Source organism: Pseudomonas sp. NPDC087598 (genome assembly GCF_044743525.1).
Classification (GTDB): domain Bacteria; phylum Pseudomonadota; class Gammaproteobacteria; order Pseudomonadales; family Pseudomonadaceae; genus Aquipseudomonas.
In genome coordinates, this window is sequence record NZ_JBIUWQ010000055.1 from 1 (window position 1) to 13686 (window position 13686).

At 58.5% G+C, this 13686-nt stretch carries 12 protein-coding genes and 1 pseudogene; 3 read left to right on the forward strand and 10 right to left on the reverse strand.

All coding sequences use genetic code 11. The annotated features are described in order from the left end of the window. Positions 1–24 precede the first annotated feature (24 nt). Together dnaG and rpsU are read right to left on the reverse strand one after the other, a co-directional pair. The gene (dnaG, locus tag ACIOWE_RS23785) at positions 25–1989 is read right to left on the reverse strand and encodes a DNA primase (protein WP_401396553.1); all 1965 of its coding nucleotides are present in this window, start codon (positions 1987–1989) and stop codon (positions 25–27) included. A gap of 485 nt (positions 1990–2474) precedes the next feature. Then, positions 2475–2690 (reverse strand): annotated as a pseudogene (gene rpsU / locus ACIOWE_RS23790) (30S ribosomal protein S21). 199 nt (positions 2691–2889) lie between these two features. Here rpsU and tsaD point away from each other — a divergent pair. Beyond that, on the forward strand, positions 2890–3915 hold the full coding sequence (gene tsaD / locus ACIOWE_RS23795; protein ID WP_401396556.1) for a tRNA (adenosine(37)-N6)-threonylcarbamoyltransferase complex transferase subunit TsaD: 1026 nt from the start codon (positions 2890–2892) through the stop codon (positions 3913–3915). Positions 3916–3938: 23 nt separating this feature from the next. On the opposite strand, the gene plsY is transcribed toward tsaD, so the two are convergent. Continuing rightward, the gene (gene plsY, locus ACIOWE_RS23800) at positions 3939–4508 is read right to left on the reverse strand and encodes a glycerol-3-phosphate 1-O-acyltransferase PlsY (protein ID WP_103304415.1); all 570 of its coding nucleotides are present in this window, start codon (positions 4506–4508) and stop codon (positions 3939–3941) included. A gap of 74 nt (positions 4509–4582) precedes the next feature. Here plsY and folB point away from each other — a divergent pair, with 74 nt between their 5' ends. Both folB and folK read left to right on the forward strand, forming a co-directional pair. After that, positions 4583–4939: a dihydroneopterin aldolase gene (gene folB / locus ACIOWE_RS23805; RefSeq protein WP_201236570.1), complete on the forward strand. Its 357-nt coding sequence runs from the start codon at positions 4583–4585 to the stop codon at positions 4937–4939. Then, a complete protein-coding gene (gene folK / locus ACIOWE_RS23810; protein WP_401396559.1) occupies positions 4930–5445 on the forward strand; it encodes a 2-amino-4-hydroxy-6-hydroxymethyldihydropteridine diphosphokinase in 516 nt (171 codons plus the stop codon). Before folB ends, folK begins: the two co-directional genes overlap by 10 nt. Positions 5446–5535: 90 nt before the next feature. On the opposite strand, the gene ACIOWE_RS23815 is transcribed toward folK, so the two are convergent. The 7 genes from ACIOWE_RS23815 to apaG all read right to left on the reverse strand — a co-directional run bounded on the left by ACIOWE_RS23815 (position 5536) and on the right by apaG (position 13615). Then, complete coding sequence (locus ACIOWE_RS23815; protein ID WP_401396562.1) at positions 5536–6759, reverse strand: multifunctional CCA addition/repair protein; 1224 nt, start codon at positions 6757–6759, stop codon at positions 5536–5538. Positions 6760–6822: 63 nt separating this feature from the next. Further along, complete coding sequence (locus ACIOWE_RS23820; protein WP_201236573.1) at positions 6823–8385, reverse strand: SpoVR family protein; 1563 nt, start codon at positions 8383–8385, stop codon at positions 6823–6825. Then, complete coding sequence (locus tag ACIOWE_RS23825) at positions 8382–9653, reverse strand: YeaH/YhbH family protein (protein WP_007910114.1); 1272 nt, start codon at positions 9651–9653, stop codon at positions 8382–8384. The genes ACIOWE_RS23820 and ACIOWE_RS23825 overlap by 4 nt, the downstream gene beginning before the upstream one ends. Positions 9654–9770: 117 nt before the next feature. Next, the gene (locus tag ACIOWE_RS23830; protein ID WP_007910115.1) at positions 9771–11693 is read right to left on the reverse strand and encodes a PrkA family serine protein kinase; all 1923 of its coding nucleotides are present in this window, start codon (positions 11691–11693) and stop codon (positions 9771–9773) included. 297 nt (positions 11694–11990) lie between these two features. Continuing rightward, the gene (gene glpE, locus ACIOWE_RS23835) at positions 11991–12320 is read right to left on the reverse strand and encodes a thiosulfate sulfurtransferase GlpE (RefSeq protein ID WP_008061556.1); all 330 of its coding nucleotides are present in this window, start codon (positions 12318–12320) and stop codon (positions 11991–11993) included. 33 nt (positions 12321–12353) lie between these two features. After that, complete coding sequence (locus ACIOWE_RS23840) at positions 12354–13235, reverse strand: symmetrical bis(5'-nucleosyl)-tetraphosphatase (RefSeq protein ID WP_401396566.1); 882 nt, start codon at positions 13233–13235, stop codon at positions 12354–12356. Then, positions 13235–13615 (reverse strand): Co2+/Mg2+ efflux protein ApaG, encoded by a 381-nt coding sequence (gene apaG / locus ACIOWE_RS23845; RefSeq protein ID WP_401396569.1) that lies wholly within the window; start codon positions 13613–13615, stop codon positions 13235–13237. The genes ACIOWE_RS23840 and apaG overlap by 1 nt, the downstream gene beginning before the upstream one ends. Positions 13616–13686: the final 71 nt, after the last annotated feature.

Below are 13686 nucleotides of genomic sequence, written 5' to 3' on the forward strand. Positions count from 1 at the left end.
GAGGATTATACCTGAGCTATGACCTCACGCGCCAGTTGAGGTCGGGTTTGATGCGGAAACATTGCGACTTAGAAGGTCGCGCAGTTGATTTTTCTCTTCCAGGCTCAGTTCGCTTTGACGAGCTTTCCTGAGCAGTTGTTCCAGATTTCGCTCGCGTTGGCGGGCTGACAAGCTAGTAATGGTGTCGAAAAACTGTTGTTCAAGGTTATCTCCGTCAATCAGCCATTCCTTTTCTGCCAGTGCCTTGAGCAATCGACCCTGTTCAGTGCCGTGCCATCGCGCGATCAATTGAAATGAGTTTAGCTTGGGATTCTTCTGTACGGCTTCGAGCAACGCCACAAGCAGCTGGGCGTTGGTCTGATTTTCGTCCGCAATGTGCCCGGCATCTTCGACGCGCTCGGCCAGTTGCGGGTGATGAAGCAGTGTGCGCAGGGCAGTCAGGGTCGGTGACTCGACGCCGATTGGCGTTCGTGGACGTTGCTGATCGCGATCGCCGCCACGCTTGCCGTTCTTGTCCCAGGGTTTCTTGTCCCACTTCTTGCCGCCGGCACCGGGTTTTTTCGGCGTCCATTCCTGCTGCGGCACATACATGTCCTGTGCCTGCGGCTGATGGTAGTCGCTGTAGTCCGGCATTGCGTCGTAATCGATGCCTGGATCGTAAGCGGGCGGCGCTTCCTGTGGTGCACTTTGGGCGAGTTGACTGACGGTCTCGCTGCTCAGGCCGGTAATTTCGGTCAGGCGCTGGCGCATCAGGATGCGCAGGTTGGCGCCCGGCACTTTGTCGATCAACGGTGCGGCGAGGGTGGCCATGTGGGCCTTGCCTTCGAGCGAGCGCGGGTCAGCTTCTTCCGTCAGTTGCTGGAAAAAGTAATCTGCCAATGGTTGCGCGTGCTGATTGATCCGCGCTTTGAACGCGTCAGTGCCTTCAGCGCGCACCAGAGTGTCCGGGTCTTCACCTTCGGGCAGAAACAGGAAGCGCGCACGGCGGCCGTCCTGCAGGCTTGAAAGTGTTGCTTCCAGTGCGCGCCACGCCGCATTGCGGCCGGCCTGGTCGCCGTCGAAGCAGAACAATACGTTCGGGACGACCCGGAACAGGCGCTTCAAGTGTTCTTCGCTGGTCGCAGTGCCCAGTGTCGCGACGGCATTCTTCAGGCCTTGCTGGGCGAGGGCGATGACGTCCATATAGCCTTCAACGACGATGATTTCATCGAGGTTGCGGTTGTTCTTGCGCGCCTCATAAAGGCCGTAGAGTTCCTGGCCTTTATGGAATACCGGGGTTTCCGGTGAGTTCAGGTATTTCGGCTTGTCGTCGCCGAGTACGCGACCGCCGAAAGCGATGATGCGCCCCCGGGTATCGCGGATCGGGAACATCACGCGATCGCGAAAGCGGTCATAGCGTTTGCCGGTTTCGGCGTTTTCGATCAGCAGGCCGGCATCAATCATGGCTTTTTGCTGAAGCGTGTCGCTGCTCAAGTGTTTGAACAGGTTGTCCCAGCCCGGCGGAGCAAAGCCGAGGCCGAAATCCCGGGCGATTTCGCCAGTCAGGCCGCGGCCCTTGAGATAGTCCACCGCGGCTTTGCGCGATGGATGGCTCTTGAGCGCCTGACGGTAAAAGTCGGCGGCGGCGGTGAGCAGCGGATACAGCGGCGAATCTGTCGGTTGGCGCGGTTTGTGGGCGCGGCCGCTTTCTTCGCGGGGGATTTCCATGTCGGCGGCCTTCGCCAGATCTTCGACTGCCTGGGGGAAATCCAGGTTGTCGTGATCCATGAGGAAGCCGAGGGCGTTGCCGCCAGCGCCGCAACCGAAACAGTAGTAGAACTGTTTGTCGGGACTGACGCTGAAAGACGGGGTTTTTTCTTTGTGAAACGGGCAACAGGCGGTGTAGTTCTTGCCGGCCTTCTTCAATTGCACGCGCGAGCTGACCACGTCGACGATGTCGGTGCGGTTCAGCAGGTCGTCAATGAAGCTCTGGGGAATCAGCCCGGCCATGGCGTTCTCGTCGTCTGCGCTGTGAATAGTCCGATACGAAGGGCTGTCGGACGCGGGTCGTTACTGTAGGCACGCAAAATATGCGGCTCGACCGGTGTCGTCTGCGTAATCGCTGTCGGGAAGTGTATCTGCCGAAAATCCACTGACGTTAGTGCTCATCAGCCTTCGACTATTTGAAAGTGTTGCGCTGAATCCGCTGACGGCTGGTTTAGGGCCTCGGATAGCTCAATAAAGCGGGCACGCATGCAGGTGCCTTGGGCTGATCGTCGTAAGAGGAATCAGTGGGTGTGCTCGTCAGTAGCCTTGAAAGGCTCGTCAGAAAAGACGTGCACCGCTGGCAAAAGAGCCAGGTCTGACGCGTGAAGCAGATTTGTCTCGGTCGCGTCTGCGGCTTCGACGGTGAAGCATCAAGCGTTTTACGCAAATGCCATTAGCCCGGCTGAAGGCCGGGCTTAGGCAAGAAGCTTGCTACGAACGTCTGTGTATTAGTACAGACGAACGGCGCGGCGCTGTTCGCGCTGAACTTTCTTGGCGTGACGCTTAACAGCGGCTGCTGCTTTGCGCTTACGCTCAGAAGTTGGCTACTGATACAAATCGCGGATCCGAACTTCACCCAGAAAAACGGCTTTTTCGCAGGAGAGCTTTAAACGACGCAGAGCTACGTCGAAGGGTTCGCTCTCTTTACCTCTGACGGCTTGCATCCAGAGCTACCTTCATTCATTACCGGGGGCAACATCCTCGCGGCAAAAGAGCCCTTGAAGACGTCGGTTTTTAAGGGTTGCGGATGTTAACCCCTCATCGCTCGGAATGCAAAGCCTCTGATCGAAAACCGCTGGTCGGGGCATCACGTGGCGACTATTATGCGCGCCTTCGAATTCAGCCTAAACAAGGCGCAAACCCATGCTAGTACTGGGATTAGAAACCTCCTGCGACGAAACCGGTGTCGCATTATATGACAGTGAGCGCGGCTTGCTGGCCGATGCATTGTTCAGCCAGATCGACCTGCATCGCGCTTATGGCGGTGTGGTGCCGGAGCTGGCGTCGCGTGACCACGTCAAGCGCATGCTGCCCTTGATTCGTCAGGTGTTGGCCGAGGCTGACTGTGTGCCGACCGAGATCGACGCGATTGCTTATACCGCGGGTCCTGGCCTGGTTGGCGCGCTGTTGGTCGGTGCTTCCTGCGCGCAGGCGCTGGCGTTTGCCTGGGGCATTCCGGCCCTCGGCGTACACCACATGGAAGGCCATTTGCTGGCGCCAATGCTGGAGCCAAAACCGCCGGAATTCCCGTTCGTCGCTTTGTTGGTCTCCGGCGGCCATACGCAGCTGGTTCAGGTCGACGGCATTGGTCAATACACGTTGCTCGGCGAGACTCTCGACGACGCGGCGGGCGAAGCGTTCGACAAAACTGCGAAGATGATGGGCCTCAATTATCCGGGCGGGCCGGAAATCGCCAAGTTGGCAGAGAAGGGCGTCGCCGGACGTTTCACTTTCCCGCGGCCGATGTGCGATCGCCCGGGTCTGCAATTCAGCTTCAGTGGTCTGAAAACATCTGCTCTCAACGCTTGGCAACAGTGCGTCAGCGCCGGGGACGACAGCGAGCAAGCCCGTTGCGACATCGCGCTGGCGTTCCAGCAGGCCGTGGTGGAGACTTTGACCATCAAGTGCAAGCGCGCCCTGAAACAGGCGGGCATGAAACGTCTGGTGATCGCTGGCGGCGTCAGCGCCAACAAGGCATTGCGTGTTTCGCTGGAGAAAATGCTCGGTGACATGAAAGGCGATGTGTTTTACGCCCGTCCCGAGTTTTGCACCGACAATGGCGCGATGATCGCGTTTGCCGGTTGCCAGCGTCTGCAGGCCGGTCAGCAGGAAAGTCTGGCGATCAGCGTGCAGGCGCGCTGGCCGATGGAGCAGTTGTCGGCGTTGTGATGAGCGGCGCTCATGAACGGTATTTAAAAATGCCGTTCGCGCCCGGCAAACAGGTCGCGTAGATTGCCGCGGTGGCGCCAGACGATCAGCAGCGTCAATGCGCTCATCGGTAACAGCGCTTCCGGTTCCTGCCAGGCGAGCAACGGCAGGGTCAGCGGCGTCGCGATCAGCGCCGCCAGCGAGCTGGTGCGGGTCAGGTAGAACGTCAGCAGCCAGGCACAGACGGCCAGCAGCGCGGCGGGTGGGTACAGGCCCAGCAGCATGCCGGCAGCGGTGGCAACGCCCTTGCCGCCACGAAAACGGAAGTACAGCGGGAACAGGTGACCGATCACGGCGCACACGCCGATCCAGGCCTGATCCTGCAGCGAAAGGCCCGCAGCCGCTGCGATCAGCACCGGCAGCAAGCCTTTGCACAGATCACCGAGCAGGGTCAGGATCGCCAGTTTGCGACCGGCCAGGCGCAGCATGTTGGTGGCGCCGGCATTACCCGAGCCACTCATTCGCGGATCCGGATTTCCGGTCAGGCGGCTGAGCAAAATGGCAAAGGACAGCGAGCCGAGCAGGTAGGCGAGAATCGCCAGTAACCAAAACATGCTAACTATTCCGGGCGAGGACGCCCTGATTCTAACGGCGCATTGCGCCCTTGTCGTGCAGCGGAGAAAAGTGCTTGGACAGAGTGTTTATCGAGGGCCTGGAAGTTGACACCGTGATTGGTGCATACGACTGGGAGCGCGGCATCCGACAGTGCCTGCGTCTTGATCTGAGCTTCGCCTGGGACAATCGCCCGGCCGCCGCCGGTGACGACCTCACCCTGGCGCTCGACTACGCCAGCGTTTCCACGCGCATCCAGGCGTTTGCCGAGCAGGCGCAATTCCAGTTGGTCGAGACTTTTGCCGAGCGTCTGGTTGAAGTGCTGATGACGGAATTCAAGATTACCTGGATCCGCCTGAAGCTGACCAAGCCAGGCGCTGTGCCGGCCGCCAAGGGTGGTGTGGGTGTGGAGATCGAGCGCGGATGTCGCTGACTCAGGTGTACCTCGGGCTCGGTAGCAATATCGAGCGCGAACCCCATTTGCGCGCCGGTCTCGATGCGCTGGCCACGTTTCTGGTGGATATCCGCTGTTCGGCAGTGTTCGAAAGCCAGCCGGTGGGGATCAAGAGCGGGCCGTTCTTCAACTTCGTGGTGTCGGCGTATACCGACTTGCCGTTGATGGAACTGGATCGGCGCTTGAAGTTCATCGAGGCTGATAACGGTCGTTATGCGCCGGAGCGCAAGGGTTTGCCGCTGGATATCGACGTGCTGCTGTATGGCGATCTGGTGGGTAACTTCGACGGTCTGGTCCTGCCGCGGGCGGAAATCCTGAAAAATGCTTTTGTGCTGTGGCCGCTGTCGCTGATTGCGCCGGATCGTGTGCATCCGGGCGTGGGAAAAAGCTTCGCGACGTTGTGGGCTGAGGCGCAGATTGATCAGGTGTTGGCGCCGGTGCCTTTCGAGTGGCGTGGCGAACAACTGACCCCGCCGAATCTTTAAAGCAAAAGATCGCAGCCTGCGGCAGTTCCTACAGGGAAATGCATAACCCCATGTAGGAGCTGCCGAAGGCTGCGATCTTTTGATCTTGCTTCAAGCGCTCTCTTTGTAAGCCTTCAGTGCCTTGAGCCTTTCACGTTTCAGTGCCTCGCCCAGCTCTGGCCCTTTGAATCCCTTCTCCAGCAACGGCTGCACCGCCACGCCACGTGCAACAGTCGCCGCGCCACGCAGATAATCCGCCTGTGGATAACTTCTCTGCTCAAGCCCTTTGCGCCCGCGTGCATCCATCTCGCAAGCAGCAATGAACTCTTCAAAGCGCTGGGGGCGGCGATACACATCAAAACTTTGCAGTAATTCCAGCAGCGTCGAAGCTTTCAACTCCAGCGCACGATGTCCATGGGTGTGGTACTGGCCGACCAGTAGCGCCAATTCCTGACAGTCCTTCGGCGCCTTGAAGCGCTCGTTGACCGCTTTGATCAGCTTCAACCCTTTGTGCTCGTGGGCAATGTGCCGAGGCCATTCTTCTTTGGGCGTAAGGCCCTTGCCGAGGTCGTGCAGCAGGCAGGCCCAGCGCACGGTCAGCGGTTGTTTGTGCAGCGCTGACTGCTCCAGCACGCTCAAGGTGTGGATGCCGCTGTCGATTTCCGGGTGATGGATTTCCGGTTGCGGCACGCCAAACAAGGCATCGACTTCCGGCATCAGTACTTTCAGCGCTGCGCATTCACGCAGAACCTCGACGAACACCTGCGGCTGATCTTCCATCAGTGCCCGGGAGATTTCCTTCCAGCTACGTTCGGCAGTCAGCGCTTCCAGTTCACCGGATTCGCTGAGCTGACGCATCAGCTCCATGGTCTCGGGCGCGACGGCAAAGCCCAGTCCGGCATAGCGTGCTGCGAAGCGGGCAACACGCAGCACACGCAAGGGATCTTCGGCGAACGCCGGGGAAACGTGGCGAAGAATACGGTCTTCCAGATCGCGCTGGCCGTGATACGGATCGGTCAGGTTCTGTTGATCGTCTTCGGCCATGGCGTTGATGGTCAGATCGCGGCGGATCAGGTCTTCTTCAAGCGTTACTTCGGGGCTGGCGTGAAAGGTGAAACCGCCGTAGCCACGACCGCTTTTGCGTTCGGTGCGGGCGAGGGCATATTCCTCGCCGCTTTTGGGGTGAAGGAATACCGGGAAATCCGCGCCGACCGGGCGATAGCCCTGCGCGAGCATTTCTTCAGTGCTGGCGCCGACGACGACCCAGTCGATATCGGTGACCGGTTTGCCCAACAGGCGATCACGTACCGCACCGCCGACCTTATAAATCTGCATAAAAAACCTCCGTTAGCCCGACAGAATAACCCTTGCGTCGGACTTTCGGAGGCCAGAACCGGATCAAAGATGAATGACGGCCAGGTCGAGCCGACCGTAATCCCCTTCGCTGTGTTCACTGCGTGGCGGAACGTGATGGGTTTTCATGATCTGGTCGCCCTGCAGGGTTTCCAGATGAATATCGAAGCCCCACAGGCGATGCAGGTGTTTGAGCACCTCGTCGGTGGAGTCGCCCAGCGGTTTGCGGTCGTGTTGCTGGTGACGCAGAGTCAGGGAGCGATCGCCCCGTCGATCGATGCTGTAGATCTGCACGTTCGGCTCACGATTGCCGAGGTTGTACTGCGCTGCCAGGGTTTCGCGGATGATCCTGTAACCGGTTTCGTCGTGGATTGCCGGTACCAGCAGATCGTCTTTCTGGTCGTCATCGAGGATGCTGAACAGTTTCAGATCGCGGATTACTTTGGGCGACAGGTACTGCAGGATGAAACTTTCATCCTTGAAGCTGCTCATGGCGAACTTGATGGTCGAAAGCCAGTCGGTTCCGGCAATGTCCGGAAACCAGTGACGGTCTTCGTCGGTGGGCTCTTCACACATGCGCCGGATGTCACGGTACATGGCAAAGCCAAGTGCGTAGGGGTTGATGCCGCTGTAGTAGGGGCTGTCAAAACCTGGCTGGAACACCACGCTGGTGTGCGAGGTGAGGAATTCCATCATGAAACCGTCGGTGACCAGGCCTTCGTCATACAGGTCGTTCATCAGTGTGTAGTGCCAGAACGTTGCCCAGCCTTCGTTCATCACCTGAGTCTGGCGTTGTGGATAGAAATACTGGGCGATCTTGCGCACGATCCGCACAATCTCGCGCTGCCACGGTTCCAGCAATGGCGCGTGTTTCTCGATGAAGTAGAGGATGTTTTCCTGCGGTTCCGCGGGGAAGCGCGCATTGTCCTTGTCGCTGTATTTGTCTGCGCCTTTGGGAATCGTGCGCCACAGATCGTTGATCTGCTTCTGCATGTGCTCTTCACGATCCTTCTGACGCCGCCGTTCTTCTTCGGCGGAAATCGGATAGGGGCGCTTGTAGCGGTCGACGCCGTAGTTCATCAAGGCGTGGCAGGAGTCGAGCAAGTCTTCCACCGCGTCGATGCCGTGGCGTTCCTCGCATTGCATGATGTACTGCTTGGCGAATACCAGGTAATCGATGATCGAGCTGGCATCGGTCCAGGTGCGGAACAGGTAATTGCCCTTGAAGAAGCTGTTGTGGCCATAGCACGCGTGGGCCACCACCAGCGCCTGCATGCAGATGGTGTTTTCTTCCATCAGATAAGCGATGCACGGATCGGAGTTGATCACGATTTCGTAGGCCAGCCCCATCTGCCCGCGACTGTAGGATTTTTCGGTGCTGAGGAAGTGCTTGCCGTAGGACCAGTGGTGGTAACCCAGCGGCATGCCGACCGAGGCGTACGCGTCCATCATTTGCTCGGCGGTGATCACTTCGATCTGGTTGGGGTAAGTATCCAGCGCATAACCGGCCGCGATACGGGCGATTTCGCGGTCGTAGGTCTGGATCAGCTCGAACGTCCATTCGGAGCCGGTAGAAATGGGTTGGCGCTTCTGCTCTTTGGCGGTCATGTCACTAACCTGCGCTGGAAGAGTTCACGGAAGACCGGATAGATATCCCCGGCCGAGACCAGTTGCTGCTGGGCAAACGTGTCGGAAAAGGCTTCGGCGATGCGTTCGTATTCGTACCAGAGGGCCTGATGTTCGCGCGGGGTGATCTCCACATAAGTGTAGTACTGCACAAACGGCATGATCTGGTTGATCAGGATGTCGCGGCAGATCGGCGAGTCGTCGTTCCAGTTGTCACCGTCGGAAGCCTGTGCGGCGTAGATGTTCCACTCGTTGCTCGGATAGCGCTCGGCCATGATCTCCTGCATCAGTTTCAGGGCGCTGGAAACGATGGTGCCGCCGGTTTCCCGCGAATAGAAAAACTCCTCTTCATCGACTTCCCGGGCACTGGTGTGGTGGCGGATGAATACCACGTCGATCTTGTCGTAGTTACGCTTGAGGAACAGGTACAACAGGATGAAAAAGCGTTTGGCGATGTCCTTGGTCGCCTGGGTCATGGAGCCGGAGACGTCCATCAGGCAGAACATCACCGCTTTCGAGCTGGGGTTGGGCTGTTTGATCAGCAGGTTGTATTTCAAATCGAAGGTATCGAGAAACGGCACGCGATGGATGCGCGCACTGAGCTTTTCGATTTCGGCTTCGAGTTCCTGAATATCGCCGAAGTTGTCCGGTTCTTCGCGTCTCAGGCGCTCCAGCTCTTCTTTGACTTCGCGCAGTTTCGCCCGGCTGCTGCCGGACAGGGCGATGCGCCGTGCATGGGCCGAGCGCAGGGTGCGGATGATATTGATGCGTGACGGATTGCCTTCGTTGCTGATCCCGGCGCGTACGGTTTTAAAGGTGTCGGTGCCGCTGAGGTTGCGTTTGACCAGGTTGGGCAGTTCGAGATCTTCGAACATGAATTCGAGGAATTCTTCCTGGGTGATCTGGAAGACAAACTCGTCCATACCCTCGCCGGAGTTGCCGGCCTTGCCCGGCCCGCGTCCGCCGCCACCACCCGGTGGCCGGGCGATGTGTTCGCCGGCAGTGAACTCCTTGTTGCCGGGATGAACCACGGTCTGCTTGCCGCCGCGGCCGTGGTGAAGCACCGGCTCGTCGATGTCGCGACCGGGAATGCTGATCTGCTCGCCGTGCTCCATATCGGTAATCGAGCGCCGGCTGACCGCCTCTTCGACAGCCTTCTTGATGTGGTCACGGTAACGCCGCAGGAAACGCTGACGGTTCACCGTGCTCTTGTTCTTGCCATTGAGACGTCGGTCGATCACATAGCTCATAGACCCCTCCGGGGAGCTTCAAGTCATAAGCTTCAAGCTGCAAGTGAAAGCTATCCCGTCCTCGAGATCGGTTTTTGCTGTTCTCTTGCAGCTTGTCGCTAGAAGCTTGCAGCTGCTTTATTGCGATTTGCGGACCCGTAGGTACCATTCGGAAAGAAGCCGTACCTGTTTGTCGGTGTAGCCGCGTTCGACCATTCGTGTAACGAAGTCGTTGTGTTTCTGCTGATCCTCTTTGCTGGCCTTGGCGTTGAAGCTGATGACTGGCAGCAGATCCTCGGTGTTCGAGAACATTTTCTTCTCGATGACCACCCGCAGTTTTTCGTAGCTGAGCCAGGTCGGGTTCTTGCCGTTGTTGTTGGCCCGGGCGCGCAGGACGAAGTTGACGATCTCGTTGCGGAAATCCTTCGGATTGCTGATCCCGGCCGGTTTTTCGATTTTTTCCAGTTCCTCGTTGAGGGCCACGCGGTTGAGGATTTCGCCTGTTTCCGGATCGCGGTATTCCTGATCCTGAATCCAGAAGTCCGCATACAGCACGTAGCGGTCGAAGATATTCTGACCGTACTCGCTGTAAGACTCGAGGTACGCGGTCTGAATCTCTTTGCCGATGAACTCGATATAACGCGGTGCCAGGTATTCCTTCAGGTAGCGCAGGTAGCGCTCACGGGTTTCAGCCTGGAACTGTTCCTGTTCGATCTGCTGTTCCAGCACATAGAGCAGGTGCACCGGGTTGGCGGCGATTTCGTGCGGATCGAAGTTGAACACCTTGGACAGGATCTTGAATGCAAACCGGGTCGACAGACCGTTCATGCCTTCATCCACGCCCGCAGAGTCGCGGTATTCCTGAATCGATTTGGCTTTCGGATCGGTGTCCTTGAGGTTTTCGCCGTCGTAGACGCGCATCTTCGAATAGATGTTGGAGTTTTCCGGCTCCTTGAGGCGCGACAGCACGGTGAACTGCGCGAGCATCTTCAGGGTGTCCGGTGCGCAATGCGCCTTGGCCAGAGAACTGTTGAACAACAGTTTGTCGTAGATCTTCACCTCGTCGCTGACCCGCAGGCAGTACGGCACTTTGACGATGTAGATCCGGTCGATGAACGCTTCGTTATTCTTGTTGTTGCGGAAGGTGTGCCACTCCGATTCGTTGGAGTGCGCCAGCAGGATCCCGGTGAACGGAATCGCGCCGAGACCTTCGGTACTGTTGTAGTTGCCTTCCTGAGTCGCAGTCAGCAACGGATGGAGCACCTTGATCGGTGCCTTGAACATTTCGACGAATTCCATCAAGCCCTGGTTGGCCCGGCACAGCGCACCGGAGTAGCTGTAGGCATCGGCGTCGTTCTGTGGGTATTCCTCGAGTTTGCGGATGTCGACTTTACCGACCAGCGCGGAAATGTCCTGGTTGTTCTCGTCACCCGGTTCGGTCTTGGCCACGGCGATCTGGTTGAGGATCGACGGATACAGTTTGACCACGCGGAACTGGCTGATGTCGCCGCCGAATTCGGCCAGGCGTTTGGTCGCCCATGGCGACATGATGGTATTCAGATAACGCCGTGGAATTCCGAAATCTTCTTCGAGGATCGCGCCATCTTCGGTGGCGTTGAACAGACCCAGCGGCGATTCGAATACCGGCGAACCCTTGATTGCGTAGAAGGGCACTTTCTCGATCAGCTGTTTCAGCTTCTCGGCCAGGGACGATTTACCGCCACCAACAGGGCCGAGGAGATAGAGGATCTGTTTCTTCTCTTCCAGGCCTTGGGCGGCATGGCGGAAATACGAGACGATCTGGTCGATGCATTCTTCCATCCCGTGGAAGTCTTCAAAGGCCGGATAGCGACGGATCACCTTGTTGGAGAAGATGCGTGACAGCCTCGAGTTGGTCGAGGTGTCGAGCAGTTCCGGTTCGCCGATGGCCAGCAATAGACGCTCGGCGGCGGAAACGTAGGCGCTACGGTCTTTTTTGCACAGCTCCAGGTACTCTTGCAGCGAGAGTTCTTCCTGGCGTGTGGACTCGAAGCGTTGTTGGAAGTGGCTAAAGATACTCATGACGTCACCTCGCTCGATACGTGGAGCCGACGCCGGATCACTCAGTCGATGCTGGCAAGCAGCCGCTGTGGCAGCTGATTGTTTACCCCCCAGAACACTTTCACGACCGACAATCGTAAAAGTCACTCCCGATGACCCGTGCGCCGGTGTACCGGCTCTCCCCTGTTTTGGATGGCCTGGGCTTAAGGATAGTTGGGAATTCGGGAGGTAAAGGCGAGATACGTAATTATGTGTGGCAAGACCGTTCGTCTGCCCGCGCAGGCCCACGGGAGCCGGGGCCTGCACGTTACAAAAAAATTATTCGGAGGTGCCTTGCGCGGTTTCCGCAGGGTAGGTCGTACGCCAGAGTTCGAAACCGCCGTCCATGCTGTAGACGTCCGAGAAGCCCTGGCTGATCAGGTAAGCGGCAGCGCCCTGGCTGGAATTGCCGTGGTAGCAGACGACGACGGTCGGGGCGTCGAGGTCGGCGCCCTGAATGAAGGCATGCAGGGAATGATTGTCCAGATGCTTCGAGCCGCTGATATGCAGGGCAGCGAAGGTCGCTGGGTCGCGCACGTCGACCACAACAGCACCTTGCTCACGCAGGGCCTGAGCCTGCTCCGGGGGGATTCGTTTGAATTCGCTCATGGCGGGTTCCTGTTGCTCTGCTGAATGCGCAGTCTAACGCGGTGCGCTGACTGGCGAAGTTTCGGGGATAAGTGGTGCTACGGTCGGGGCGAGGCCGCCATGTTCGTCGCATTTGCACGACAGGCGTTCGCCGCTGTCGACGTTCATCAGGGTCAGGCTGCCGCCCCAGACACAACCGGTGTCCAGCGCAGAAATGCCTGGCTCATGGATATTGCCTTCCAGCGCCGCCCAGTGGCCAAAGATGATTCGCAGGCCTTTGGTCTTGCGGTCTTTGTGTTGGAACCACGGTTTGTAGCCTGGCGGCGCGGTGTCGAGGCCTTCCTTGCTCTTGAGGTCGAGCTTGCCCTCGGCGGTGCAGAAGCGCATGCGGGTGAAGTAGTTGGTGATGACGCGCAGGCGGGTCACGCCTTTGAGGTCGTTATCCCATTTCGCCGGATCGTTGCCGTACATGCCGTCGAGGTAAGCGGGAAACAGATTGTCGTCGCGCAGGGCGGTTTCGACTTCGTCGGCACACTTCAAGGCTCGGCGCAGCGACCACTGCGGGGGAATGCCGGCGTGGACCATGGCGACGTCGCGCGTCTCATCGTAGTGCATGAGCTTTTGCTGACGTACCCACTCAAGCAGTTCGGCGCAGTCTGGCGCGTCGAGAATCTCGCGCAGCGTGTCTGACTTCTTCAGGCGTTCGATGTTTTTTGCCGCCGCCAGCAGATGCAGGTCGTGATTGCCGAGGACGCAGACCAGCGATTCGCGCATGCCATAGAGAAAGCGCAGGGTTTCCAGTGACTGCGGGCCACGGTTGACCAGATCACCCACCAGCCAGAGCCGATCGAGTTTCGGATCGAACGCGACTTGCTTGAGCAGGCACTTGAGCGGTTCGAGGCAGCCTTGCAGGTCGCCGACGGCGTACGTCGCCATCAGTGCAGGGCTCCGGGGACGGCTAGGCGGAAGGGCTTGATGACTGCGTCGAAATGTTGGCCGTCACTGGCGACCATCTCGTAAGTACCTTGCATGGTGCCGACCTTGGTGGTCATGACCGTGCCGCTGCTGTAGGTGTGGCTTTTGCCTGAATCGATCAGCGGTTGCTGGCCGACGACACCCGCGCCGCGTACCTCTTCGACATGGCCGTCACCGTCGGTGATCACCCAGTGGCGTGACATCAGGCGTGCGGGTTGCTCGCCATTGTTCTGCACGGTGATGGTGTAGGCGAAGGCGAAGCGGTCGTGTTCGGGTTGCGATTGGTCTGCCAGATAGTGGGTAACGACGCTGACATCGACCTGATAACGAGGATCGGACATGCAAAAGGGCCTTAAACGAAGCGGAACGCGAGGCGTAGCTGATGGGGAATCAGTCTAGGCAAGTATCGGGC

Coding starts and splice junctions, on each gene's coding strand:
- dnaG (WP_401396553.1), bottom strand. CDS start 1,989: ATGGCCGGGCTGATTCCCCAGAGCTTCATTGACGACCTGCTGAACCGC.
- tsaD (WP_401396556.1), top strand. CDS start 2,890: ATGCTAGTACTGGGATTAGAAACCTCCTGCGACGAAACCGGTGTCGCA.
- plsY (WP_103304415.1), bottom strand. CDS start 4,508: ATGTTTTGGTTACTGGCGATTCTCGCCTACCTGCTCGGCTCGCTGTCC.
- folK (WP_401396559.1), top strand. CDS start 4,930: ATGTCGCTGACTCAGGTGTACCTCGGGCTCGGTAGCAATATCGAGCGC.
- ACIOWE_RS23815 (WP_401396562.1), bottom strand. CDS start 6,759: ATGCAGATTTATAAGGTCGGCGGTGCGGTACGTGATCGCCTGTTGGGC.
- ACIOWE_RS23820 (WP_201236573.1), bottom strand. CDS start 8,385: ATGACCGCCAAAGAGCAGAAGCGCCAACCCATTTCTACCGGCTCCGAA.
- ACIOWE_RS23825 (WP_007910114.1), bottom strand. CDS start 9,653: ATGAGCTATGTGATCGACCGACGTCTCAATGGCAAGAACAAGAGCACG.
- ACIOWE_RS23830 (WP_007910115.1), bottom strand. CDS start 11,693: ATGAGTATCTTTAGCCACTTCCAACAACGCTTCGAGTCCACACGCCAG.
- glpE (WP_008061556.1), bottom strand. CDS start 12,320: ATGAGCGAATTCAAACGAATCCCCCCGGAGCAGGCTCAGGCCCTGCGT.
- ACIOWE_RS23840 (WP_401396566.1), bottom strand. CDS start 13,235: ATGGCGACGTACGCCGTCGGCGACCTGCAAGGCTGCCTCGAACCGCTC.
- apaG (WP_401396569.1), bottom strand. CDS start 13,615: ATGTCCGATCCTCGTTATCAGGTCGATGTCAGCGTCGTTACCCACTAT.